Raw genomic sequence first — 21,038 nt, forward strand, 5'->3', positions numbered from 1 at the left:
CCACGGTGCGGGCCAGTGATGGGATGGCCGTATGGACGATCTTCGGATGGATGATCTTCGGATACGGGCCGCTGCGCCCGAGGACCTGGACGCGGTGCTCGCCTTCTGGAAGGTGGCCGCCGAAGGCACGAGCATCAGCGACGACCGCTCCGGCGTGGAGCGGCTCGTCGCCCGTGACCCGGAGTCGCTGATCCTCGCCGAGCGGGGCGGTGAGCTCGCGGGGACGGTCATCGCGGGCTTCGACGGCTGGCGCTGCCACCTCTACCGTCTCGCGGTGCACCCGGACCACCGCCGTCGCGGCGTGGGCACCGCGCTGCTCGCCGCGGCGGAGGAGCGGTTCGTGCGGCTCGGGGGGCGCCGCGGTGACGCGATGGTCCTGGACCGCAACGAGCTCGCCCACCCCGCGTGGCGCGCCGCCGGTTACGCTCCGCAGCCTCAGTGGAGCCGGTGGGTGAAGCCGCTGAGTGAGCCACTGGGCGAGCCGCTGGGTGAAGCGCCGTCGGCGGGGTAGTGGGGTAGCCCCCGCAGATCCCGACAGAGGTTCGAGTGGCTTTGCTGATCCTTTACCATGGACGCAATACTCGTATCCAACTGAAAGGTGTGAGCGTCCGCCCATGGGCGAGCCTCCTAGTACCCGACATCGCGCATTCCTCCAGCTCCTGCCGGATCATGGGACGGAGGTGACCCGATGACCGAAGTGCTCCTGCTCCTCGTGGCGGTGCTGCTCTGCCTGGCGTGCGGTGTGTTCGTCGCCGCGGAGTTCTCCCTCACGACTGTCGAGCGCAGCGAGCTCGAGCGCGCTGTCGAGCGCGGCGAGCGCGGCGCCGCCGGTGCCCTCAAAGCCGTCAAGAACCTCACCTTCCAGCTCTCGGGCGCGCAGCTCGGCATCACCGTCACCAACCTGGTGGTCGGCATGCTCTCCGAGCCGTCCATCGCCGCGCTGATCGCGGGCCCGCTGCGCGGCCTCGGCATACCGAAGTCCGCGGCGTCCTCCGTCGCCCTGGTGATCGGCACGGCCCTGTCGACGGTCTTCCTGATGGTCATCGGCGAGCTGGTGCCCAAGAACTGGGCGATCTCCTCGCCGCTCGCCGTCGCCAAGCGGGTGGCCACGCCGCAGCGCCTCTTCAGTGCGGCGTTCCGGCCGTTCATCGCGCACCTGAACAACACGGCGAACCGTTCCGTACGCCGCTTCGGCATCGAGCCCGCCGAGGAGCTCGCCTCCGCGCGCGGCCCCAAGGAACTGATCGCCCTGGCCCGCCACTCCGCCAAGGAGGGCGCCCTCGAGGCGGACACGGCCGAGCTGTTCGTGCGCACGCTGAACCTCGCCGACCTCACCGCGGAGAACGTGATGACGCCCCGCGTGCAGGTCATGGCCCTCGAAACGCACGCCACCTGCGAGGACGTCGCGAACGCCACGCGCGCCACCGGCCTGTCCCGCTTCCCCGTGTACCGCGGAAACCTCGACACGGTCGTCGGCGTCGCACACATCAAGGACGTCCTCGCCGTGCCCGCGGAGCGCAGGCAGCGGGTCTCCGTCGCCGAGCTGATGCGTGAGCCGCTGCTCGTACCGGAGACGCTCACCGTCGACCGGCTCCTGGACCGGCTCTCGGGCAAGCGCACGATGGCCGTGGTCATCGACGAGTACGGCGGTACGGCCGGGGTGGCGACCCTGGAGGACATCGTCGAGGAGGTCGTCGGCGAGGTGCGGGACGAGCACGACCCGCACGAGACGCCCGACATCGCCCACGCGGGCACCGACGACGACGGCAGGACGCTGTACTCCGCCGACGGCGCCGCCCGCACCGACCAGCTCGCGCGGGTCGGCCTGCGGGTGCCCGACGGGCCCTACGAGACGCTCGCCGGACTCGTCGCCACGGAGCTCGGCCGCATCCCCGCCGTCGGTGACGGCGTCCAGGTGGGCGGCTGGCGGCTCGACGTCGTGGACGCGTCGGGGCGGCGCGCCGCCCGCGTCATGCTGCACGCCCCGCTCGACGCCGACGACCACGAGGAGGATGTCCGATGATCGCCGTCCAGTTGCTGATCGGTCTGGCGACACTCGTCGTCAACGCGTTCTTCGTGGGCGCGGAATTCGCCCTCATCTCCGTGCGCCGCAGCCAGATCGAGCCGCACGCGGAGGAGGGCGACCGGCGCGCCAAGAGCGTGATGTGGGGCCTCCAGCACGTGTCCGCGCTGCTCGCGGCGGCGCAGCTGGGCATCACGCTGTGCACGTTGATCCTCGGTATCGTCGCGGAGCCCGCGATCGCGCACCTTCTGGAGCCCGCGTTCGACGCGGTGGGCGTGCCGCACGGCCTCGTCCACCCGATCTCGTTCGTCATCGCGCTGACCCTGGCGACGTATCTGCACATGCTCCTGGGCGAGATGATCCCGAAGAACATCGCCCTCGCGGAGCCCGTGCGTTCCGCGCTGCTGCTCGGGCCGCCGCTGGTGGCCCTCGCACGGGCGTTGCGTCCGGTGATCTTCGCGATCAACGCGTTCGCCAACGGTCTGCTGAAGCTGCTGCACGTCGAGGCCAAGGACGAGGTGTCGGCGAGCTTCTCCGACGAGGACCTGGCGCGCATGGTGAAGGACTCCGGAGACGCGGGTCTGATCGACAACCGTGCGCGGGAGCGGCTGCACGACGCGCTCGAACTGGGCCGCCGCCCGGTCAGGGACGTGGTCCTGCCGCTGGAAGCCGTGGTCTACGCGCGCGTGGGCGTCACTCCGGAGCGGCTCGAGCAGCTCTCGGCCGAGTCCGGGTTCTCCCGCTTCCCCGTGGTCGACGACGGCCGCCGGATCGTCGGCTATCTGCACGTGAAGGACGCCCTGGACCGGGCACCGCGCGATCTGCCGTTCCGGGTGCCGGACATGCGGAAGATCGCCCAGGTGCGCGAGACGACTCCGCTGGACGACGTCCTGACGGCCATGCGCGGCAGCCGCACGCACGTGGCGGCGGTCCTCGGCTCGGACGGCCGCCTGGCAGGCATGGTCACGATGGAGGACGTCCTGCAGAAGCTGTTCGGACAGCCTGTGTGACGGTGCGGGTGTACTGGTCCCGGGGCCTCACGGGTCCCGGGGCCTCACCCCGCCGATCCCCCCGCGTCCGCGCCCGCACCCGCACCCGCGCTCGCCCTCTTCGTCGGCTCCTCCGTGATGCCGGGGCCCGCCCCGCCGACCTCGGAGGCGCCGATCGCCGTCAGGACCGCCAGGGCCGCGGCGAGACCCGCCGTCGCGAAGGCCGCGCCCCACTCGACGTCCAGGAGGCTGGTCGCCTCCGCCACCAGCACGGCGGCGAGCGCCTGGGCGAACGTGCGGATCGCGCGTTCCGCGGTGGCCTTCCAGAAGGCTGCGTTCCACATGGCGGGCTCGCTCTCTCGTGACGACGGCGTGCCTATGACATACCGCCGCGGAGCCACGCTGCCCAGATCCACCGGGCGGGGCGCCGGGTTACGATCGTTTCTGCCATGCAGATGAATGCCAACTACACCAGTCTCGTCGCGGTGGGCGACTCCTTCACCGAGGGCATGTCGGACGTGCTGCCCGACGGCACCTACCGCGGGTGGGCCGACCTCCTCGCGGCCCGGATGGCCGCGCACAGCCCCGGCTTCCGTTACGCGAACCTGGCCGTGCGCGGCAAGCTCATCGGGCAGATCGTCGACGAGCAGGTGGACCTCGCGGCCGCGATGCAGGCCGACGTGGTCACCCTGGTGGGCGGCCTCAACGACACGCTGCGCCCCAAGTGCGACATGGGCCGTGTCCGCGGCCTGCTGGAAGAGGCCGTCGATCGGCTCGCCCCCTCGTGCAAGCAGCTCGTCCTGATGCGCAGCCCGGGACGGAACGGTCCGGTGATGGAACGTTTCCGTCCGCGCATGGAGGAGCTCTACTCGTACGTCGACGACCTGGCGTCCCGGCATGACGCGATCGTCGTGGACCTCTACGGCGCGGCCGTCCTCGGCGACCAGCGCATGTGGGACGTGGACCGGCTGCATCCCACGGCGGAAGGACACCGCAGGATCGCGGAGGCCGTGTGGCAGGCGCTCGGCTACGCCCCAGAGGACGACTGGCAGACGCCGCTGCCCGTCGCCGTGCCCCCGGGCTGGGCCACCCGCCGCGTCGCCGACGTCCGGTTCGCCAGGCAGTACCTGGGCCCGTGGATAGGCCGCCGCCTCACCGGCCGCTCGTCCGGCGACGGCCGCGCACCGAAGCGCCCCGACCTGCTCCCGTACGACGGCCCGCCGCTCCTCTGAGAGGTCCGGCAGCCGGCTTCACCCCGAAGCCGCTCAGCCGGCCGGACGCCAGAAGGAGGCGGGCAACGCGTCGACCTCAAGGGCGGCCCGGTGCAGTTCCGCGGCTACCGGCTCCAGTGCCGCGTAGACCGGATCGCCGTCGGCTGCCATGCGGCGGATGACGTCCGCGTTGGTCCGGGCCCGCGCGGCGACCACGGTTCCGAACGCCGACCGGTCGCCGTCGTATCCGTAGGCGTCGAGGAACCGGTGCAGGCGGCGGGACCGGTCTTCGAACGCGGTGAACCCGGTCCGCTCGGCGAAACCGCGCGCGTGCAGCGGAACCCAGGTCAACGCCATGAAGGCCAGGTCGAACTCCCGTGTCGAGGGTCCCGCGGTGTCCCAGTCGAAGAAACCCACCGAACTCCCGTCGCGCCATACCGCGTTCCAAGGAGCGGCGTCGTGGTGCCCGATGACGAGACCGGGCCGCCACCGCTGCCCGGCGAGCCAGTGCGCGTCCGACGGCGGAACAAAGGATTCCGTCGCGTCGTGCAGCCGCCGGGCCCACCTCCCCACGACCTCCAGCGTGGTCGGCGCGTACACCCAGGCGGGCCAGGGAAGTTCCTCCCCCGCGGTCTCGCCGTCGAGATGGGTCAAGACCTCACGCCCCTGCTCGTCCGTGCCCAAGACCCGGGGCACACCGTCCATCCCCGCTGTCTCCAGATGGCGCAGCACCGCGTGGACCGCGGGCGTCCACGGCCGCACGGGCCGATGGACCGTGTCACCGCGCCGTACCGCCCCCACCGTCCTGCCTCCGGGTAAACGCCGCTCGTCCACAATCCGGTTCTATCGCAGTCCGGCCGCCGGCGCCGCCGCATTTTCCGGCGACCGCGTGGAGTGAGGGCTGACGGCCGCCGCCTAGAACACCGACCAGCCCGTCACCGTGGTGAAGTGGTCCAGCGCGGCCACACCCGCTACGGAGTTGCCGTACGAGTCCAGGCTCGGGCTCCACACGCACAGCGTGCAGCGGCCCGGGATCACCGCGACGATGCCGCCGCCGACGCCGCTCTTGCCGGGCAGGCCGACGCGGTAGGCGAAACTGCCGGCCGCGTCGTACGTACCGCAGGTGAGCATCACCGCGTTGACCTGCTTCGCCTCGCGCGGGGGCAGCAGTCGCGTGCCGTCGTTGCGGAGCCCGTGCCGGGCCAGGAAGGCCGCCGAGAGGGCGAGGTCGCGGCAGTTCATGCGGATCGCGCACTGCCGGAAGTAGTGCTCCAGGACCGTGGAAACGGGGTTGTCGAGGTTGCCGTAGCTCGCCATGAAGTGGGCGAGGGCGGCGTTGCGGTCGCCGTGCTCGGCCTCCGATGCCGCGACCACCGGGTCGAAGGCGACGTCCGGGTTGCCGCTCTCCTCGCGCAGGAACTCCAGCATCGTCGTACCGGCGTCGCCGGTGAGGCTCTGCAGCCGGTCCGTGACGACCAGCGCGCCCGCGTTGATGAACGGGTTCCGCGGGATGCCGTTCTCGTACTCGAGCTGGACGAGCGAGTTGAAGGGGTTGCCGGACGGTTCCGTGCCGACGCGGTCCCAGATCCGGTCGCCGCCCTCCGCGAGGACGAGCGCGAGGCTGAACGCCTTCGAGATGGACTGGACGGAGAACGGTTCCTGCCAGTCCCCCACACCGTGCACGTCGCCGTTGACGTCGGCGACCGCGATCCCGAACCGTTCGGCGTCCACGTCCGCGAGCGCCGGGATGTAGCCGGCGACCTGACCGCGGCCCACGAGCGGCCGGGCAAAGGCGGCGACTTCTTCGAGAACGGCCTGGTAGTCCACAACCTGAGCTTTCTTCGTGTACGTCATCGGCCATGCGTACGACATGCGCGCTGCGACCGTTTCGCACTGGAATGTCGCTGGATGCGGGCTATGTCGTCGGCCGCGGCCCCAGGATAACGCCTGGCCGGGAAGCGTCCTCGTCCGGGACGTGATGCGTGTCAGAGTCGTGGTGGAGCGTCAACGGCCAACGGGGGAAGCGGGAAGCCATGCTGCGCGTCCATTTCACCGGCAGCGACCTGGCGAACGTACGGCTTGCCCGGCGTCCGGATCCGCTGTGGGAGATCGTGTGCAGCCTCTGCCGTCTGCAGACGCGTGAGGGCGCGCTGGCCTTCGGGCCGTGGCGGCGGATGGCGGGTGGGCTCGTGCGGCAGGGGCGGGCCGCACGGGAGGTGGCGTCGGCCCTGTCCAGCCTCGTGCCACGCGCGGCGTACTTCCCCGACTTCCTCACGCCACCCCTGGAGAACGGCACGACGCACGCGCTGCGGACGGGCATCGACCGGGTGCTCGCGACGCCGCGACGCCGCCTGCGCCACGAGCTGTCGCTCCTGTCGGCGACTGGTGGACGGCCCTGGGCGGGGGCGGAGTTGGCGCGCGGCGACGTGCGCGCGCTGACCGCGCTGGGCGCCACCCTGAGCACGTACCACCGTGCGTTCATCGCGCCGGTGTGGAACCGCGTCGACGCCGCCACGGCGACGGACCGGGCCCTGCGTACGCGTGCCCTCGCGGACGGCGGTACGCAGGCCCTGCTGGACAGTCTGCGGCCGATGGCGGTGTGGGAGCCACCCGTGCTCACCGTCGACTATCCGGTCGAGCGGGACCTGCACCTGGCGGGGCGGGGGCTGCTGCTGGTCCCGTCGTACTTCTGCTGGCGGCGCCCTATCACCCTGGCCGACAGCGAACTCCGCCCGGTACTCATCTACCCGGTCGACAAAACACCCCCGTCCCCCACGCACTCCCCCACCGCCCTGACCCGTCTGCTGGGCCCCACCCGAGCCGCGCTCCTCCACGAGACCGCCACCCTGACCTGCGCCACCACGTCCGAACTGGCCGGCGCGGCAGGGGTGTCCGTGCCGAGCGCCAGCCAGCAACTGGCGGTGTTACGGGAGGGCGGCCTCATCGCGTCCCACCGCGACGGCAGACGGGTCCTGCATTCGCCAACGCCCCTGGGCCACCGGCTCCTCGGCGACGGCTGACCCGGGGCACCGGTGGCGGACCCTCACCGTTCGGTGCAGGCCCGGACGCTGTTGATCGGGGTCCAGCCGTAGGGGCCGCGAGTGGGGGGTTTGGCAGGCGCCCAGGCAGGCTCGGTGTCGTTCCAGTATCCGTCGCCTTCGCCCCCGGAGTAGAACGTGCCGTAGGCGCCGCCGGTCTGATTGTTCTCCCAGAACCCGCCGCCCTTCCAGTTGTAGATCTTGTAGATGATGTCGCACGTGGTGAGGCTGTACACCTTCCAGTACTTGCTCGCGCCCTCGGTGGGGTCCTTCACGGAGAGACAGATCCGCCCGACCTTGCAGCCCGTCGCGGCATTCTTGGCGCGCCAGAAGATGTCCACGTCCCCGCCGCCGACCAGAGTGGGTTCGACAGCGTCGATGGACGCGTCCGCCGTCCCGGCGGCCTGTGCGGGAACCGTGGCGAGGCCTGCGGTGAAGAGCGACACCAAGGCGACGGCGCCAAGGGCGATTTTCCGAGTGCGCATGTCGTTGACTCCTTCTGACGTACCTGCTGGCGCGCTGACGGCAGCAGCATGCTCCGTCGGCAGAGCACTCCGCGCGTCGTTTTGGATCCAGCCAAAACGACGCGCGGAGTGACTCCAGGGGCTGTGACCTGGAGGTTCCTACATACGCGGATGGTCCGGAGCCTGTATGGACGCCCGGTAAACTCCGTACACGTGACTGCCGCGCCCGCAAAGCCCCGTATCCCGAACGTCCTCGCCGGACGTTATGCCTCCGCCGAGCTCGCCACCCTCTGGTCGCCCGAGCAGAAGGTGAAGCTGGAGCGTCAGCTCTGGCTCGCCGTGCTGCGTGCCCAGAAGGACCTCGGGATCGAGGTTCCCGACGCCGCCATCGCCGACTACGAGCGCGTGCTCGACCAGGTCGACCTGGCCTCGATCGCCGAGCGCGAGAAGGTCACGCGCCACGACGTGAAGGCCCGTATCGAGGAGTTCAACGCCCTCGCCGGGCACGAGCACGTCCACAAGGGCATGACCTCGCGCGACCTGACCGAGAACGTGGAGCAGCTCCAGATCCGGCTCTCCCTGGAGCTGATCCGCTCCCGTACCGTCGCGGTCCTCGCCCGGCTCGGCAGGCTCGCCGGTGAGTACGGGGAGCTGGTCATGGCGGGCCGGTCCCACAACGTCGCCGCGCAGGCGACGACGCTGGGCAAGCGGTTCGCGACCGGCGCCGACGAGCTCCTCGTCGCCCACCGCCGCCTGGACGAGCTCATCGGCCGCTACCCGCTGCGCGGCATCAAGGGTCCGGTCGGCACCGCCCAGGACATGCTCGACCTGCTCGGCGGCGACGCCGCGAAGCTCGCCGATCTGGAGCAGCGGATCGCCTCGCACCTGGGCTTCGAGTCGGCCTTCACCTCGGTCGGCCAGGTCTACCCGCGCTCCCTCGACTACGACGTCGTGACCGCGCTCGTGCAGGTCGCCGCGGCGCCCTCCTCCATCGCCAAGACGATCCGCCTGATGGCGGGCCACGAGCTGGTCACCGAGGGCTTCAAGCCGGGCCAGGTCGGTTCGTCCGCGATGCCGCACAAGATGAACACCCGCTCCTGCGAGCGTGTCAACGGCCTCACCGTCATCCTGCGCGGCTACGCGTCGATGACCGGCGAGCTGGCGGGCGACCAGTGGAACGAGGGCGACGTCTCCTGCTCCGTCGTACGCCGGGTCGCCCTGCCCGACGCGTTCTTCGCGCTCGACGGGCTGCTCGAGACCTTCCTGACCGTGCTCGACGAGTTCGGGGCGTTCCCCGCCGTCGTGGCCCGCGAGCTCGACCGCTACCTCCCCTTCCTCGCCACCACCAAGGTCCTGATGGCCGCGGTGCGCGCGGGCGTCGGCCGCGAGGAGGCCCACGAGGCCATCAAGGAGAACGCGGTCGCCTCCGCCCTCGCGATGCGCGAGCAGGGCGCCGAGCGCAACGAACTGCTCGACAAGCTCGCCGCCGACTCCCGCATCCCGCTGGACCGCGCCCAGTTGGACGAGCTGATGGCCGACAAGCTGTCGTTCACCGGCGCCGCGAGCGACCAGGTCACCACGGTCGTCGGACGGATCGACGCCCTGCTCAAGGAGCACCCCGAGGCCGCGGCCTACACGCCCGGCGCGATTCTGTAGCGGCGCTCCGCACCGGCACAGCGGCCCGCCCACCTATGCGGTGGGCGGGCCGAGCCGTGTCGTGGGCGGGCCGGGGTCAGGCCGCGCGGGCGGCCGGGCGGCCCTCGTCGGCCTCGGCGCGCACCCGGGCGCAACTGGTGCTGATCAGACGCGAGACGTGCATCTGCGAGATGCCGAGCTCCTCCGCGATGCGGCTCTGCGTCATGTCCTCGAAGAAGCGCAGGTACAGGATGGTCCGCTCGCGCTCCGGCAGCTTCCGCAGCCCCCGCTTGGCCGCCTCCCGGTCGGTGACGATGTCGTACGCGGCGTCGGGCGCCCCGAGCGTGTCGGCGAGGCTGAACCCGTCGGGGTCGGCGGACGAGATCTCGGCGTCCAACGACAGGGCGCTGTAGCCCTCCATGGCCTGCATGCCGTCCTTCACCTCGTCCTCCGTGAGGCCGGCGTGCGCGGCGATGTCGGCGATGGACGGTTCGGGTCCGCTGCCCGGCAGGTCGCGCAGTTCGCGACGGGCGACGCGGACCTTGTTGCGCAGGTCCTGGACGCGGCGGGGAACGCGCACGTCCCACATGCGGTCGCGGAAGTGCCTGCGCAGTTCGCCGGTGATGGTGGGCACGGCGTAGCTCTCGAAGGCGCCGCGACCCGGCTCGAACCGGTTGACGGCCTTGACCAGGCCCATCGCGGCGACCTGCCGCAGGTCTTCGAGACTCTCGCCCTTGTTGCGGTAGCGGGCGGCGAGGCGGTGGGCCATCGGCAGCCACGCCTCGACTATCTCCGCGCACAGGACCTCACGCTCCGGGCCGTCGTCGAGGACGGCCAGCCGGGCGAACTCAGCGGAGGTGTCGGGTGCGTCGTGGTGCGAGTGCCGGGCCGCGGTGCGGCGGCGTGCGGCGTATTCATTGAGGTTCGTCGGCATCAGTTCGCTCCTCAGCGGTGCGTCAACAGGGACCGCGAGGAGACGGGGCACCCCGGCACAGGGCATCCACCTGGAGCAAACACACCGCTCCCCGCAAACGCGCCTCCGGTCCGAAGCACGAAGTTCGCCTGCCCCTGCGATGAACCACCAAACAGGTGTCCGCATACGGATGTGGAGACCGGCCTCCGAGCCCGACTACGGGATTCCGCATGTGCGTTCGTGACTTCGCTCGATTCGTGGACGCCCCGCATGTACCGGCGTACGCGGGGCACACGGGACGCGGGGTGCGCGGCGTCGGAACGGCCATCGGACGCACGCATCGCCGACCGGCCGCATTGGGGTGCGGCCGGTCGGCCCTCCTCCTCGACCCTCCGCCGAGTGGCTCACTTCTTGCCGGTGACGACCTCACTGTCCACGTGGCCCAGCAGGTCGGCGGGGTCCGCGAACACGGCCGAGGCGCCCGCCTCTTCGAGGTCGGCCCGGGGGATGCCGCCGCAGAGCAGCGCGACGCCGCGGACCCCGGCGCGGGACGCCGCCCGCATGTCCCACACGGTGTCGCCGACGAACAGCGCCTCTTCCGGGGAGCATTCGGCGATGTCCAGGGCGTGGTGGACGGGGTCGGGGGCCGGTTTTCCCGACGACACGTCGTCCGCGCTGGCGACCCCGGCGATGACGTCGTCGGCGTCGATGGCCCGGCGCAGCGCCCCGAGCTCACCGCCGCCCGCCGAGGTCGCGAGGACGATGCGCCAGCCGCGCTCGGCCAGCGCGTACAGGAGGTCGCGTGCGCCGTTCAGTGCGGGCAGCCGGTCGAAGTACGTGCCGTACAGCGTCTTGTGCGCGGCGCTGATCGTCTCGTCCTGGTCGCGGTCGCGGTCCTCGCCGAGGAGTCGGTCGATGAGGTCGGTCGAGCCGAGACCGATGGCCCGGTGGATGTCGTGCATCGCGACCTGTTGTCCGGCCTGGCGGAACGCCTCCCACCAGGCGATCACATGCAGATGATTGGTGTCGGTGAGTGTTCCGTCCACGTCGAACAGCGCCGCTCGGGCCATGCCTCGCGCCTTTCCGTAGGTGTGTCGAGTACGCAGGTGTCTCGAATACGCAGGTGTGTTGAATTCAGTCGATCGGCTCAGCGCACTCCGGTGATGACGAAGCCGCTGCGGGGCCTCGTCGGCATGCGGTGCAGGGAGATGCGCAGGTCCTGCTGGGGGACGTCGTAGTCGAGTCGCGCGAGGTGCGGGAGCAGGGTGCTCAGGACGGCGAGGGTGACGTCCTCGCCCGGGCAGCGGTGCCCCTGGGAGACCTCGCCGCCGCCCTGGGGGACGAGTTCGTCGCGGCCGGGCTCGCGGCCGTCGAAACGGTCGGGGTCGAAGACGTACGGCGAGTTCCACAGCTCCGGGTCGTGGTTCTGGCCGTACAGGTCGAGGAGGACCATGGAGCCCTCGGGGATGGGCTCGCCGTGCCACTCGATGTCGGCGGGGGCGAGACCCGCGACGAACGGAGCGAACGGGTAGAAGCGCCGCACCTCGTGGGCGAACGCACGCGCGTACCCCTCGTCCCGCGCGGCGAGGCGCTTGCGCAGCGCCGGATTCCGGTGCAGGGCGTGGGCGCCGAACACCGTGTACCAAGTGACGGCGACGGTGGGCCGCAGGATGTTGAGGATCTCCACGGCGGCGATACGCGGATCGAGCAGCTCGCCGTCGGCGTCCCGGTGGAACGCCACGGCCGCCACCACGGACGGTGCCCGCCCTTCGCCGTCGGACGCCTCTCCCCCGGCCGCGCGGAGGTCCTCCACCAGCCGGGCGAGCCGGCCCTCCTGGCGCTGCCGGGCGCGCCGTGCCTTCCAGTGCCGTGGCCCCGCGGTGGCGAAGCCGTCGACCATCGCCACCAGGTCCTCGGCGGTCCGCCGCGCCTCGTCCTCGGGGTGCTCGGGAAGCGGGACGCCCGCCCAGGCGCACACGGCCCGCGTGATCAGCAGGCTCACCTCGTCGAACAGCGTGACCTGCGAGCGGCCCGCCCACTCCTTGGCCGACCGCTCCCACTCCTGCTCGACGTGGCGCGCAAGGCCCGCGACCCCGTCCGTGTCCTTGAGGACCGTCACGAAGAGCGCCTTGCGCTGCCGGTGCTCCTCCCCGTCGAGCGTGTGCACCGCTCCCTTGCCGAAGAGCGTGCTCAGCACGGGCTCCGGCAGGGCCGTGCGGCGGCGGACGTGGTCCTCGTCGTAGAAGAACCCGACGGCCGCGGGTCCGCGCAGGGCGATGACCGGCTTGCCGAGCAGCCGGGTGCGGACGACGCCCGGGCCCTTGCGGCGGCTCAGGTCGGGGAGCCACGCGTAGCCCTTGGTGAGCAGCTGCAGCGTGTTGTCCAGCATGGGGTCCTCCTGGGTGGAAAGGACGCAGGCCACTGGAGTCGACGTACGTCGGGGTCCTTGTGGCCTGCCGATCATTGCTCACGGGTTCCCCGGCTCCACCTCCGCGAATCAGGGCGAAAGGGATTCACTGCGTGGTGCGACGGTCCTGTGGGTGGCCGTGGACGGGCCTGACTGACCCTGACCGGCCCGCTACAGGCCGATGTCCCGGCTCCTGAAGTCCTCCAGCGACTCCCGGCGGACCAGCAGCCGGGCGTGTCCGTCGGACACGGCGACCACGGGCGGGCGGCCGACGAGGTTGTAGCCGGAGGCCATCGACAGGTGGTACGCCCCGGCGACGGGGACGCCGAGCAGGTCGCCCGGCCGCACGTCGCCGGGGAGCGCGACGTCCGAGGCGAGGATGTCACCGGCCTCGCAGTGCCGCCCGACGACGGTCACCGCGGCGGGTTCGGCCGTGGAGCGGCGCCCGACGAGCCGGGGCAAATAACGCACGCCGTACAGGGCGGGGCGCGGGTTGTCGCTCATGCCGCCGTCGACGGCGACGAAGGTCTGCCCGCCGGTGCGCTTGACCGCGAGGACCCGGTAGAGCGCGACACCGGCGGGGCCCGCGATGGCGCGTCCCGGCTCCACGGTCAGGCGGGGCACCGGCAGGTCGGCCGCCGCGCAGCTCCCGACCAGTTCGGCCCGCACCCTGCGGGCGAGCGCGGCGATGTCGAGCGCTTCCTCGCCGGGCCGGTAGGCGATGCCGTGCCCGCCTCCGAGGTCCAGTTCGGGCAGCGTGAGCCCGTGCTGGTCCTTGATGCGGGCCATGAGACCGACCATGCGGCGCACGGCGGCGAGGAACGGCTTCTCGGTGGTGATCTGGGAGCCCAGGTGGCAGTGCACGCCCACGAGTTCGAGGGTCGGCTGGCCGAGGATGCGGGCGACCGCGTGCTGGGCGGAGCCGTCCGTGAGCGAGAGGCCGAACTTCTGGTCGTCGGTGCCCGTGCGGATCTTGGCGTGCCCGCCCGCGGCGATGCCGGGCACCACCCGCACCATCACCTTCTGGCGGCTGCCCGGCGGCACGGCGGCGGCGAGCCTGGCGATCTCCGATGCGCTGTCGATGACGATCCGGCCCACGCCGAGCCGAAGGGCGGCGGCGAGGTCCTGTGGGCTCTTGGCGTTGCCGTGCAGCACGATGCGGTCCGCGGGGAAGCCGGTGGTGACGGCGAGCTCCAGTTCACCGGCGGAGCACACGTCGAGGCCGAGGCCCTCCTCCTCCACCCAGTGCGCCATGGCACGGCACAGGAACGCCTTGGCGGCGTAGAGGACGTCGGCGTCCGGGAAGGCGCGCCGGTATGTGCGGCAGCGGGTGCGTACGTCGGCTTCGTCGACGAGGTAGGCGGGGGTGCCGAAGCGCTCGGCGATGTCGGTGAGCGGGACACCGCCGACGGTGAGGTCGCCGTGGGCGGGCTGCGCGGTGGTCGTGGGCCAGACGGACAGGTCGCCGTCGGGCGGGGTCGGGGGGATGGGGGCGGGGGTGACTGCGGGGGCCGGTGCCGGGAGCGGGGGTACGCGCAGTGTGGTCATGGCAGCTTCTCTCTTCGCCTTGTCTCGTCCTCAGCCGTTCCGCGTGGTCAGGGCGCTTTGGGTGCTGGTCAGGGCGCTGTTCCGGGTGCTGGTCAGGGCGCCCGTCAGGGGTTCGGTCCTGCCGGTGAGCCGTGGGTCGACCGTGACCTCGCTGACGCCGAGCGGCTCCGCGAGGGACCGCAGCGCCGGTTCGGAGAGCCTGATCCAGGGCTGCCGGGGGCCGAGGGCCGCGCTCAGGAGCCGGGGGGTCGTGAAGGCGACGGCGGTGCGGCCGCCGACTGGTGTGCGGAACAGGCGGGCCACACAGCCCGCGGGTCCCGGCCGGACGGGGACGAACAGCGGTCCGGCCGGGCCGGGTTCGCAGGGCTCGGGGTCCTCGTCGTACAGGAGCTCGGCCATGGGTTCCTCCAGGAGAGACGTCTGGGTGGGCGGCAGTAGGCAGTGGCAGGCAGCAGGGAACGAACCGGGCACCGTGGGTTCGTTCGGAATCCGGCGGCATACGGTGACGTTATGCCCGACACCGGGTGTCAACCGACCCTCCATGACGCGACGTTGACGCAACCGTGCCGACCCCTGACGCGATGCCTGCGCCGGGGACCGCCACACCGTCAGGGACGCGTCGATTCCGCGGAGGTGCTCTTGAGCCAGCGGGCCGGGGCCAGTTGGATGTCGTACGGAACGGGAACCCGGCGCCCAGGCGGCCGGCCTCCGGTCATGGCCCTGCCGACCGGTGCGCCCCGTTCACCCGAACGGTCTCACTCCGGAGGAGCGTCTGATGATGCAGCTTCCCCCGCACCACCTGCCCGCCGTGCCGCGCTGGTTCGCGCCCGGCTCCCCCGGGCCCGCGTCCCTCCCCGAGCACGTGGCGACCACCGGCGTCGGCCACTGGTGGGCCGACCGTGCCCTCGATCCGCGTGCCGTGGCGGTCTCCTGCGCGGGCCATGTGCTGCTGCGCGGCGATCCGGGGAGCGTCGCGCCCGACCTGCTCGCACCGTTCGCCCGCAGTCACGTCGAGGCTCCTGCCCGCTTCCTGCCGGTGCTCGGCGCCGCCTTCGACCGTCTCGTACCGGCCGAGCGCATGGTGTACGTCCACCGTGAGCCGGTGCCCCCGCCGCGCCCGCCTCGCGGGGTGACCGTGCGCCGTCTGACGGCCGCCGACGCGCCCGCGCTCGCCGAGCTCTCCCCCGATTCTGCGTGGATCCACGACAGTTGGGGCGGCCCCGAGGGGCTCGCCGACTCGGGGCACGCCTGGGCCGCGGTGGAGCGGGGCGGCCGCGTCGCCGCCGTGGCCTGCAGCTACTTCACCGGACAGACGTACGAGGACGTGGCCGTGCTGACCACCCCCGAGCGTCGCCGCGAACGCCTCGGCCTCGCCTGCGTGACGGCTCTGTGCGCGGACATCGCCGCGCGGGGACATACGGCGAGCTGGTCGTGCAGCCGCGACAACCGCCCCAGCCGTCTGCTGGCCTGGACGGCGGGGTTCCGGCTGCAGCGGGAGTACGTGCAGTACGTCACTGGAACGGCGCTCGCACCGCCACGGACCTCCACCGACGTCCCGGCATGACGCTGACCTGCCGCGATATCTGCTGCGATGCCCGACTTGGCGCCCGACTCGATGCGTGTGGCAAGCAATAGCCGCCCGCTCGTTCGAGATCAAGAGCGACCGGAAGAGGGCAAGGTCACAGCCATTCATGACACCCCGTGCCATGGATTGCGCCCTAGCATCGGGGCATGACGGTCCTGCCTGACGACGGGCTTTCGCTGGCCGCCGAGTTCCCTGATGCGACCCATGAGCAGTGGCACCGCCTTGTGGAAGGCGTGCTGCGCAAGTCGGGTAAGGACGTATCGGGGACGGCCGCAGAGGAAGCGCTGTCCACCGCCCTCGAGGACGGGCTCACCACCCGCCCCCTGTACACCGCGCGCGACGCCGCGCCCGACGCCGGGCTCCCCGGCTTCGCCCCGTTCGTCAGGGGGTCCGTTCCCGAGGGCAACACCCCGGGTGGCTGGGACGTCCGGCAGCGGTACGCGAGCGCCGACCCCGCACGCACCAACGACGCCGTCCTCACCGATCTGGAGAACGGCGTCACCTCCCTCTGGCTGACCGTGGGCCCCGCCGGCCTGCCGGTCTCCGGTCTGGAGCGTGCCCTCGACGGCGTCTACCTCGACCTGGTGCCCCTCGCGCTCGACGCGGGCGACCAGGCCGAGCCCGCCGCACGCGAGCTGCTGCGCCTGTACGAGGCCGCGGGCATCGCCGACGACGCGGTGCGCGGCACGCTCGGCGCCGACCCGCTCGGGCACAAGGCCCGCACCGGGGACGAGGTGACCTCCTTCAAGGACGTCGCCGAACTGGCGCGGCTGTGCGGGGAGCGCTACCCCGGCCTGCGCGCCATGACGGTCGACGCGCTGCCCTACCACGAGGCGGGCGCCTCCGCCGCGCAGGAGCTCGGCGCCTCGCTCGCCACGGGCGTGGAGTACCTGCGGGCGCTCCACGAATCGGGCCTGAGCGTCGACAAGGCCTTCGCGCAACTGGAGTTCCGGTACGCGGCCACCGCCGACCAGTTCCTCACCATCGCCAAGCTGCGGGCCGCGCGCCGCCTCTGGGCGCGCGTCGCCGAGGTGTCCGGGGTCCCGTCGGCCGGTGCGCAGCGGCAGCACGCCGTGACCTCTCCCGTGATGATGACCCGCCGCGACCCGTGGGTGAACATGCTGCGGACCACCGTGGCCTGCCTGGGTGCGGGCGTGGGCGGCGCGAACGCCGTCACGGTCCTGCCGTTCGACCACGAGCTCGGCCTGCCGGACGCGTTCGCGCGCCGCATCGCCCGCAACACGTCGACGATCCTCCTGGAGGAGTCGCACCTGGCACGCGTCATCGACCCGGCGGGCGGCTCCTGGTACGTGGAGCGGCTCACCGACGAACTCGCCCACGCGGCCTGGGACTTCTTCAAGGAGATCGAGCGCGCCGACGGCCAGGCGGCGGCCCTGCGCTCCGGTCTGGTCGGCGACCGGATCGCCGCGACCTGGGCCGCGCGCAAGAAGAAGCTGGCAAGGCGCCGCGAACCCATCACGGGCGTCAGCGAGTTCCCGCTGCTCACGGAGCGTTCGGTGGAGCGCGAGCCCGCGCCCGCGGCGCCCCGTGGCGGTCTGCCCCGGGTGCGCCGCGACGAGGCGTACGAGGAGCTGCGCTCCCGTTCGGACGCCCACCTCGACGCGACCGGCGCCCGCCCCAAGGTGTTCGTCGCCGCGCTCGGCTCCGCCGCCGCGCACACCGCGCGGGCGACCTTCGCCGCCAACCTGTTCATGGCGGGCGGGGTCGAGCCCGTGCACGACCCGGTGTCGGTGGACGCGGAGACGGCCGCTGAGGCGTTCGCGGCGAGCGGTGCCACGGTGGCGTGCGTCTGCTCGAGCGACGCGCTCTACGCCGAGCGGGCCGACGCCGTGGCGCGGGCCCTGAAGTCGGCGGGAGCGCTGCGCGTGTTCCTCGCCGGACGCGGGGAGTACACCGACATCGACGAGTACGTCTTCGCCGGCTGCGACGCGGTCGCCGTCCTCACCTCCACCCTCGACCGCATGGGAGTGGCGTAATGCGGATCCCCGAGTTCGACGACATCGAGCTGGGCACGGGCGGCGGTCCGTCCGCCGCGGCCGAGCAGTGGCACGCCGCCGTGAAGGAGTCCGCGGGCAAGTCCGAGGCGGACCTGCTGTGGGAGACGCCCGAGGGCATCGCGGTCAAGCCGCTGTACACGGGTGCCGACACCGAGGGGCTCGACTTCCTCGGGACGTACCCCGGCGTCGCGCCGTACCTGCGCGGCCCCTACCCGACGATGTACGTGAACCAGCCGTGGACGATCCGGCAGTACGCGGGCTTCTCCACGGCCGAGGAGTCCAACGCCTTCTACCGCCGCAACCTCGCGGCCGGGCAGAAGGGCCTGTCGGTCGCCTTCGACCTGCCGACCCACCGCGGCTACGACAGCGATCACCCGCGCGTCACCGGTGACGTCGGCATGGCGGGCGTCGCCATCGACTCGATCTACGACATGCGCCAGCTCTTCGACGGCATCCCGCTGGACAGGATGACGGTGTCGATGACGATGAACGGCGCCGTGCTGCCCGTTCTCGCGCTGTACATCGTGGCGGCCGAAGAGCAGGGCGTACCGCCCGAGAAGCTGGCGGGGACCATCCAGAACGACATCCTCAAGGAGTTCATGGTCCGCAACACCTACATCTATCCGCCGAAGCCCTCGATGCGGATCATCTCCGACATCTTCGCGTACACCTCGCAGAAGATGCCGCGCTACAACTCGATCTCCATCTCCGGCTACCACATCCAGGAAGCGGGCGCGACGGCCGACCTGGAGCTCGCGTACACCCTCGCCGACGGCGTGGAGTACCTGCGCGCGGGCCGGGAGGCGGGCCTGGACGTGGACGCGTTCGCGCCGCGGCTCTCCTTCTTCTGGGCGATCGGCATGAACTTCTTCATGGAAGTCGCCAAGCTCCGCGCGGCGCGCCTGCTGTGGGCGAAGCTCGTCAAGCAGTTCGACCCCAAGAACGCCAAGTCGCTCTCGCTGCGCACCCATTCGCAGACGTCGGGCTGGTCGCTGACCGCGCAGGACGTGTTCAACAACGTGACGCGCACGTGCGTCGAGGCGATGGCGGCGACGCAGGGCCACACGCAGTCCCTGCACACGAACGCCCTCGACGAGGCGCTGGCCCTGCCGACCGACTTCTCCGCGCGCATCGCCCGCAACACGCAGCTCCTGATCCAGCAGGAATCGGGCACGACCCGGACCATCGACCCGTGGGGCGGCAGCGCGTACGTCGAGAAGCTCACGTACGACCTGGCCCGGCGTGCCTGGCAGCACATCGAGGAGGTCGAGGCGGCGGGCGGCATGGCGCAGGCCATCGACGCGGGCATCCCGAAGCTCCGCGTCGAGGAGGCCGCGGCGCGCACGCAGGCCCGCATCGACTCGGGGCGCCAGCCGGTCATCGGCGTCAACAAGTACCGGGTGGACAGCGACGAGCAGATCGACGTCCTGAAGGTCGACAACTCCTCGGTGCGCGCCCAGCAGATCGCCAAGCTGAAGCGGCTGCGCGAGGAGCGTGACGAGGCGGCCTGTCAGGACGCACTGCGTGCGCTCACCGCGTCCGCCGAGCGCGGTCCGGGCCAGGGCCTGGAGGGCAACCTGCTGGCGCTCGCGGTCGACGCGGCCCGCGCCAAGGCGACGGTAGGTGAGATCTCCGACGCGCTGGAGAGCGTGTACGGGCGCCACGCGGGCCAGATCCGTACGATCTCCGGTGTGTACCGCACCGAAGCAGGCCAGTCCCCGTCCGTCGAGCGCACGCGCACGCTCGTGGACTCCTTCGACGAGGCCGAGGGGCGCAGGCCGCGCATCCTGGTCGCGAAGATGGGCCAGGACGGGCACGACCGCGGCCAGAAGGTCATCGCCACCGCCTTCGCCGACCTGGGCTTCGACGTCGACGTCGGCCCTCTCTTCCAGACCCCGGCGGAGGTGGCGCGCCAGGCCGTCGAGGCGGACGTGCACATCGTGGGCGTCTCCTCCCTCGCCGCCGGTCACCTCACCCTCGTACCGGCGCTGCGCGAGGAGCTGGCCGCCGAGGGCCGCGAGGACATCATGATCGTCGTGGGCGGTGTCATTCCGCCGCAGGACGTCGAGGCGCTGCACGAGGCGGGCGCCACGGCGGTGTTCCCGCCCGGCACGGTGATCCCCGACGCGGCGTTCGACCTGGTGAAGCGTCTGGCGGCCGATCTCGGCCACGAACTGTGAGCCGGTGAGCGGCGGGAAAGTCATGCCTGTGACGATCGACATCGATACGTATGTGAAGGGCGTCCTCGACGGGAAGCGCGCGTTCGTCGCGCGGGCCATCACCCTCGTCGAATCGACCCGTCCGCAGCACCGCGCGCTGGCGCAACAGCTGCTCACCGAGCTGCTCCCGCACAGCGGGCGGGCGCGGCGGGTCGGCATCAGCGGAGTGCCGGGCGTGGGCAAGTCCACGTTCATCGACGCCCTCGGCACGATGCTGACCTCGCTGGGGCACCGGGTCGCGGTGCTCGCGGTCGACCCGTCCTCGACGCGCACGGGCGGTTCCATCCTGGGCGACAAGACCAGGATGGAACGGCTCGCGCTGGATCCCGCCGCTTTCGTACGGCCATCTCCCTCGGCTGGGACGCTCGGCGGGGTCGCCAAGGCGACGCGCGAGTCCATCGTGGTGATGGAGGCGGCGGGGTACGACGTGGTGCTCGTGGAGACCGTGGGCGTCGGACAGTCGGAGACGGCGGTCGCGAACATGGTCGACACGTTCCTGCTGCTGACCCTCGCCCGCACCGGCGACCAGCTGCAGGGCATCAAGAAGGGCGTACTGGAACTCGCGGATGTCATCGCCGTCAACAAGGCGGACGGCCCGCACGAGCGGGACGCGCGCTCGGCGGCCCGTGAACTCGCGGGTGCGCTGCGGCTGATGCACCCGGCCGACGCGGCGTGGACTCCCCCGGTGCTGACGTGCAGCGCCCGCGAGTCCAGCGGCCTCGACACCCTGTGGGAGCGGATCGAGCAGCACCGCGCCCTGCTCGACTCGACGGGCCGCCTCGCCGCCAAGCGCCGCGATCAGCAGGTCGACTGGACCTGGTCGATGGTGCGGGACGACCTCCTCGGCAGGCTCCTCGGCCACGCGGAGGTCAAGCGGCTCGCCCCGGACCTCGAACAGCGCGTCCGGGAGGGCACCTTGACGGCCACGTCCGCCGCCGAGCAGATCCTCGACGCGTTCCAGGGCGGCGGCGACCGCGACCGTCCCTGA

The 21,038-nt window shown here is 71.8% G+C and carries 19 protein-coding genes; 10 read left to right on the forward strand and 9 right to left on the reverse strand.

The features are described from left to right. Positions 1-46: 46 nt before the first annotated feature. The 3 genes from NOO62_RS02685 to NOO62_RS02695 all read left to right on the forward strand — a co-directional run bounded on the left by NOO62_RS02685 (position 47) and on the right by NOO62_RS02695 (position 3,033). A complete protein-coding gene (locus NOO62_RS02685) occupies positions 47-511 on the forward strand; it encodes a GNAT family N-acetyltransferase (RefSeq protein WP_268769260.1) in 465 nt (154 codons plus the stop codon). Between the two features lie 177 nt (positions 512-688). After that, the gene (locus tag NOO62_RS02690; protein WP_268769261.1) at positions 689-2,023 is read left to right on the forward strand and encodes a hemolysin family protein; all 1,335 of its coding nucleotides are present in this window, start codon (positions 689-691) and stop codon (positions 2,021-2,023) included. Further along, on the forward strand, positions 2,020-3,033 hold the full coding sequence (locus tag NOO62_RS02695; protein WP_268769262.1) for a hemolysin family protein: 1,014 nt from the start codon (positions 2,020-2,022) through the stop codon (positions 3,031-3,033). Before NOO62_RS02690 ends, NOO62_RS02695 begins: the two co-directional genes overlap by 4 nt. A gap of 44 nt (positions 3,034-3,077) precedes the next feature. Here the strand turns inward: NOO62_RS02695 and NOO62_RS02700 are convergent, their stop codons facing one another. Beyond that, positions 3,078-3,356 (reverse strand): holin, encoded by a 279-nt coding sequence (locus NOO62_RS02700; RefSeq protein ID WP_268769263.1) that lies wholly within the window; start codon positions 3,354-3,356, stop codon positions 3,078-3,080. Positions 3,357-3,461: 105 nt separating this feature from the next. Between NOO62_RS02700 and NOO62_RS02705 the strand changes: the two genes are divergently transcribed. Further along, positions 3,462-4,244, forward strand: a complete 783-nt coding sequence (locus NOO62_RS02705; RefSeq protein WP_268769264.1) for an SGNH/GDSL hydrolase family protein — start codon at positions 3,462-3,464, stop codon at positions 4,242-4,244. Positions 4,245-4,277: 33 nt separating this feature from the next. Here NOO62_RS02705 and NOO62_RS02710 read toward each other — a convergent pair whose 3' ends face one another. Both NOO62_RS02710 and NOO62_RS02715 read right to left on the reverse strand, forming a co-directional pair. Then, positions 4,278-4,877 (reverse strand): phosphotransferase, encoded by a 600-nt coding sequence (locus NOO62_RS02710; RefSeq protein WP_268769265.1) that lies wholly within the window; start codon positions 4,875-4,877, stop codon positions 4,278-4,280. A gap of 261 nt (positions 4,878-5,138) precedes the next feature. Then, a complete protein-coding gene (locus tag NOO62_RS02715; RefSeq protein WP_268775449.1) occupies positions 5,139-6,050 on the reverse strand; it encodes a glutaminase in 912 nt (303 codons plus the stop codon). A 206-nt stretch (positions 6,051-6,256) separates the two neighbouring features. Between NOO62_RS02715 and NOO62_RS02720 the strand changes: the two genes are divergently transcribed. Next, positions 6,257-7,243, forward strand: coding sequence for an ArsR/SmtB family transcription factor (locus tag NOO62_RS02720; protein ID WP_268769266.1), 987 nt, complete (start codon positions 6,257-6,259; stop codon positions 7,241-7,243). A gap of 23 nt (positions 7,244-7,266) precedes the next feature. Here the strand turns inward: NOO62_RS02720 and NOO62_RS02725 are convergent, their stop codons facing one another. Further along, positions 7,267-7,746: a hypothetical protein gene (locus tag NOO62_RS02725; RefSeq protein WP_268769267.1), complete on the reverse strand. Its 480-nt coding sequence runs from the start codon at positions 7,744-7,746 to the stop codon at positions 7,267-7,269. Positions 7,747-7,938: 192 nt separating this feature from the next. Between NOO62_RS02725 and purB the strand changes: the two genes are divergently transcribed. Continuing rightward, positions 7,939-9,381 (forward strand): adenylosuccinate lyase, encoded by a 1,443-nt coding sequence (purB, locus tag NOO62_RS02730; protein WP_268769268.1) that lies wholly within the window; start codon positions 7,939-7,941, stop codon positions 9,379-9,381. A 76-nt stretch (positions 9,382-9,457) separates the two neighbouring features. On the opposite strand, the gene NOO62_RS02735 is transcribed toward purB, so the two are convergent. The 5 genes from NOO62_RS02735 to NOO62_RS02755 all read right to left on the reverse strand — a co-directional run bounded on the left by NOO62_RS02735 (position 9,458) and on the right by NOO62_RS02755 (position 14,627). Next, positions 9,458-10,294: a SigB/SigF/SigG family RNA polymerase sigma factor gene (locus tag NOO62_RS02735; RefSeq protein ID WP_268769269.1), complete on the reverse strand. Its 837-nt coding sequence runs from the start codon at positions 10,292-10,294 to the stop codon at positions 9,458-9,460. Between the two features lie 383 nt (positions 10,295-10,677). Further along, a complete protein-coding gene (locus NOO62_RS02740) occupies positions 10,678-11,343 on the reverse strand; it encodes an HAD family hydrolase (RefSeq protein WP_268769270.1) in 666 nt (221 codons plus the stop codon). Between the two features lie 77 nt (positions 11,344-11,420). Beyond that, positions 11,421-12,662, reverse strand: coding sequence for a cytochrome P450 (locus tag NOO62_RS02745; RefSeq protein WP_268769271.1), 1,242 nt, complete (start codon positions 12,660-12,662; stop codon positions 11,421-11,423). 189 nt (positions 12,663-12,851) lie between these two features. Next, on the reverse strand, positions 12,852-14,228 hold the full coding sequence (gene lysA / locus NOO62_RS02750; protein ID WP_268769272.1) for a diaminopimelate decarboxylase: 1,377 nt from the start codon (positions 14,226-14,228) through the stop codon (positions 12,852-12,854). Between the two features lie 30 nt (positions 14,229-14,258). Continuing rightward, positions 14,259-14,627 carry an SAV_915 family protein gene (locus NOO62_RS02755; RefSeq protein WP_268769273.1) on the reverse strand — a complete coding sequence of 123 codons (369 nt, stop codon included), beginning with the start codon at positions 14,625-14,627 and terminating at the stop codon, positions 14,259-14,261. Positions 14,628-15,003: 376 nt separating this feature from the next. Between NOO62_RS02755 and NOO62_RS02760 the strand changes: the two genes are divergently transcribed. The 4 genes from NOO62_RS02760 to meaB all read left to right on the forward strand — a co-directional run bounded on the left by NOO62_RS02760 (position 15,004) and on the right by meaB (position 21,038). Beyond that, a complete protein-coding gene (locus NOO62_RS02760; RefSeq protein WP_268769274.1) occupies positions 15,004-15,792 on the forward strand; it encodes a GNAT family N-acetyltransferase in 789 nt (262 codons plus the stop codon). A gap of 167 nt (positions 15,793-15,959) precedes the next feature. After that, positions 15,960-17,810, forward strand: coding sequence for a methylmalonyl-CoA mutase small subunit (mutA, locus tag NOO62_RS02765; RefSeq protein ID WP_268769275.1), 1,851 nt, complete (start codon positions 15,960-15,962; stop codon positions 17,808-17,810). Beyond that, a complete protein-coding gene (scpA, locus tag NOO62_RS02770) occupies positions 17,810-20,011 on the forward strand; it encodes a methylmalonyl-CoA mutase (RefSeq protein WP_268769276.1) in 2,202 nt (733 codons plus the stop codon). The genes mutA and scpA overlap by 1 nt, the downstream gene beginning before the upstream one ends. A gap of 22 nt (positions 20,012-20,033) precedes the next feature. Next, entirely contained in the window at positions 20,034-21,038 is a 1,005-nt protein-coding gene (gene meaB / locus NOO62_RS02775; protein ID WP_268769277.1) for a methylmalonyl Co-A mutase-associated GTPase MeaB, read from the forward strand.

Source organism: Streptomyces sp. Je 1-369, assembly GCF_026810505.1.
In the GTDB taxonomy this organism is placed as follows: domain Bacteria; phylum Actinomycetota; class Actinomycetes; order Streptomycetales; family Streptomycetaceae; genus Streptomyces.

Bases quoted from the DNA above. Each gene is read 5' to 3' on its own strand.
- NOO62_RS02720 (WP_268769266.1), top strand. From the start codon at position 6,257: ATGCTGCGCGTCCATTTCACCGGCAGCGACCTGGCGAACGTACGGCTT.
- NOO62_RS02685 (WP_268769260.1), top strand. From the start codon at position 47: ATGGATGATCTTCGGATACGGGCCGCTGCGCCCGAGGACCTGGACGCG.
- NOO62_RS02695 (WP_268769262.1), top strand. From the start codon at position 2,020: ATGATCGCCGTCCAGTTGCTGATCGGTCTGGCGACACTCGTCGTCAAC.
- NOO62_RS02705 (WP_268769264.1), top strand. From the start codon at position 3,462: ATGCAGATGAATGCCAACTACACCAGTCTCGTCGCGGTGGGCGACTCC.
- NOO62_RS02690 (WP_268769261.1), top strand. From the start codon at position 689: ATGACCGAAGTGCTCCTGCTCCTCGTGGCGGTGCTGCTCTGCCTGGCG.
- NOO62_RS02745 (WP_268769271.1), bottom strand. From the start codon at position 12,662: ATGCTGGACAACACGCTGCAGCTGCTCACCAAGGGCTACGCGTGGCTC.
- NOO62_RS02760 (WP_268769274.1), top strand. From the start codon at position 15,004: ATGATGCAGCTTCCCCCGCACCACCTGCCCGCCGTGCCGCGCTGGTTC.
- NOO62_RS02725 (WP_268769267.1), bottom strand. From the start codon at position 7,746: ATGCGCACTCGGAAAATCGCCCTTGGCGCCGTCGCCTTGGTGTCGCTC.
- NOO62_RS02740 (WP_268769270.1), bottom strand. From the start codon at position 11,343: ATGGCCCGAGCGGCGCTGTTCGACGTGGACGGAACACTCACCGACACC.
- NOO62_RS02700 (WP_268769263.1), bottom strand. From the start codon at position 3,356: ATGTGGAACGCAGCCTTCTGGAAGGCCACCGCGGAACGCGCGATCCGC.
- NOO62_RS02755 (WP_268769273.1), bottom strand. From the start codon at position 14,627: ATGGCCGAGCTCCTGTACGACGAGGACCCCGAGCCCTGCGAACCCGGC.
- scpA (WP_268769276.1), top strand. From the start codon at position 17,810: ATGCGGATCCCCGAGTTCGACGACATCGAGCTGGGCACGGGCGGCGGT.
- lysA (WP_268769272.1), bottom strand. From the start codon at position 14,228: ATGACCACACTGCGCGTACCCCCGCTCCCGGCACCGGCCCCCGCAGTC.
- meaB (WP_268769277.1), top strand. From the start codon at position 20,034: ATGCCTGTGACGATCGACATCGATACGTATGTGAAGGGCGTCCTCGAC.
- mutA (WP_268769275.1), top strand. From the start codon at position 15,960: ATGACGGTCCTGCCTGACGACGGGCTTTCGCTGGCCGCCGAGTTCCCT.
- NOO62_RS02735 (WP_268769269.1), bottom strand. From the start codon at position 10,294: ATGCCGACGAACCTCAATGAATACGCCGCACGCCGCCGCACCGCGGCC.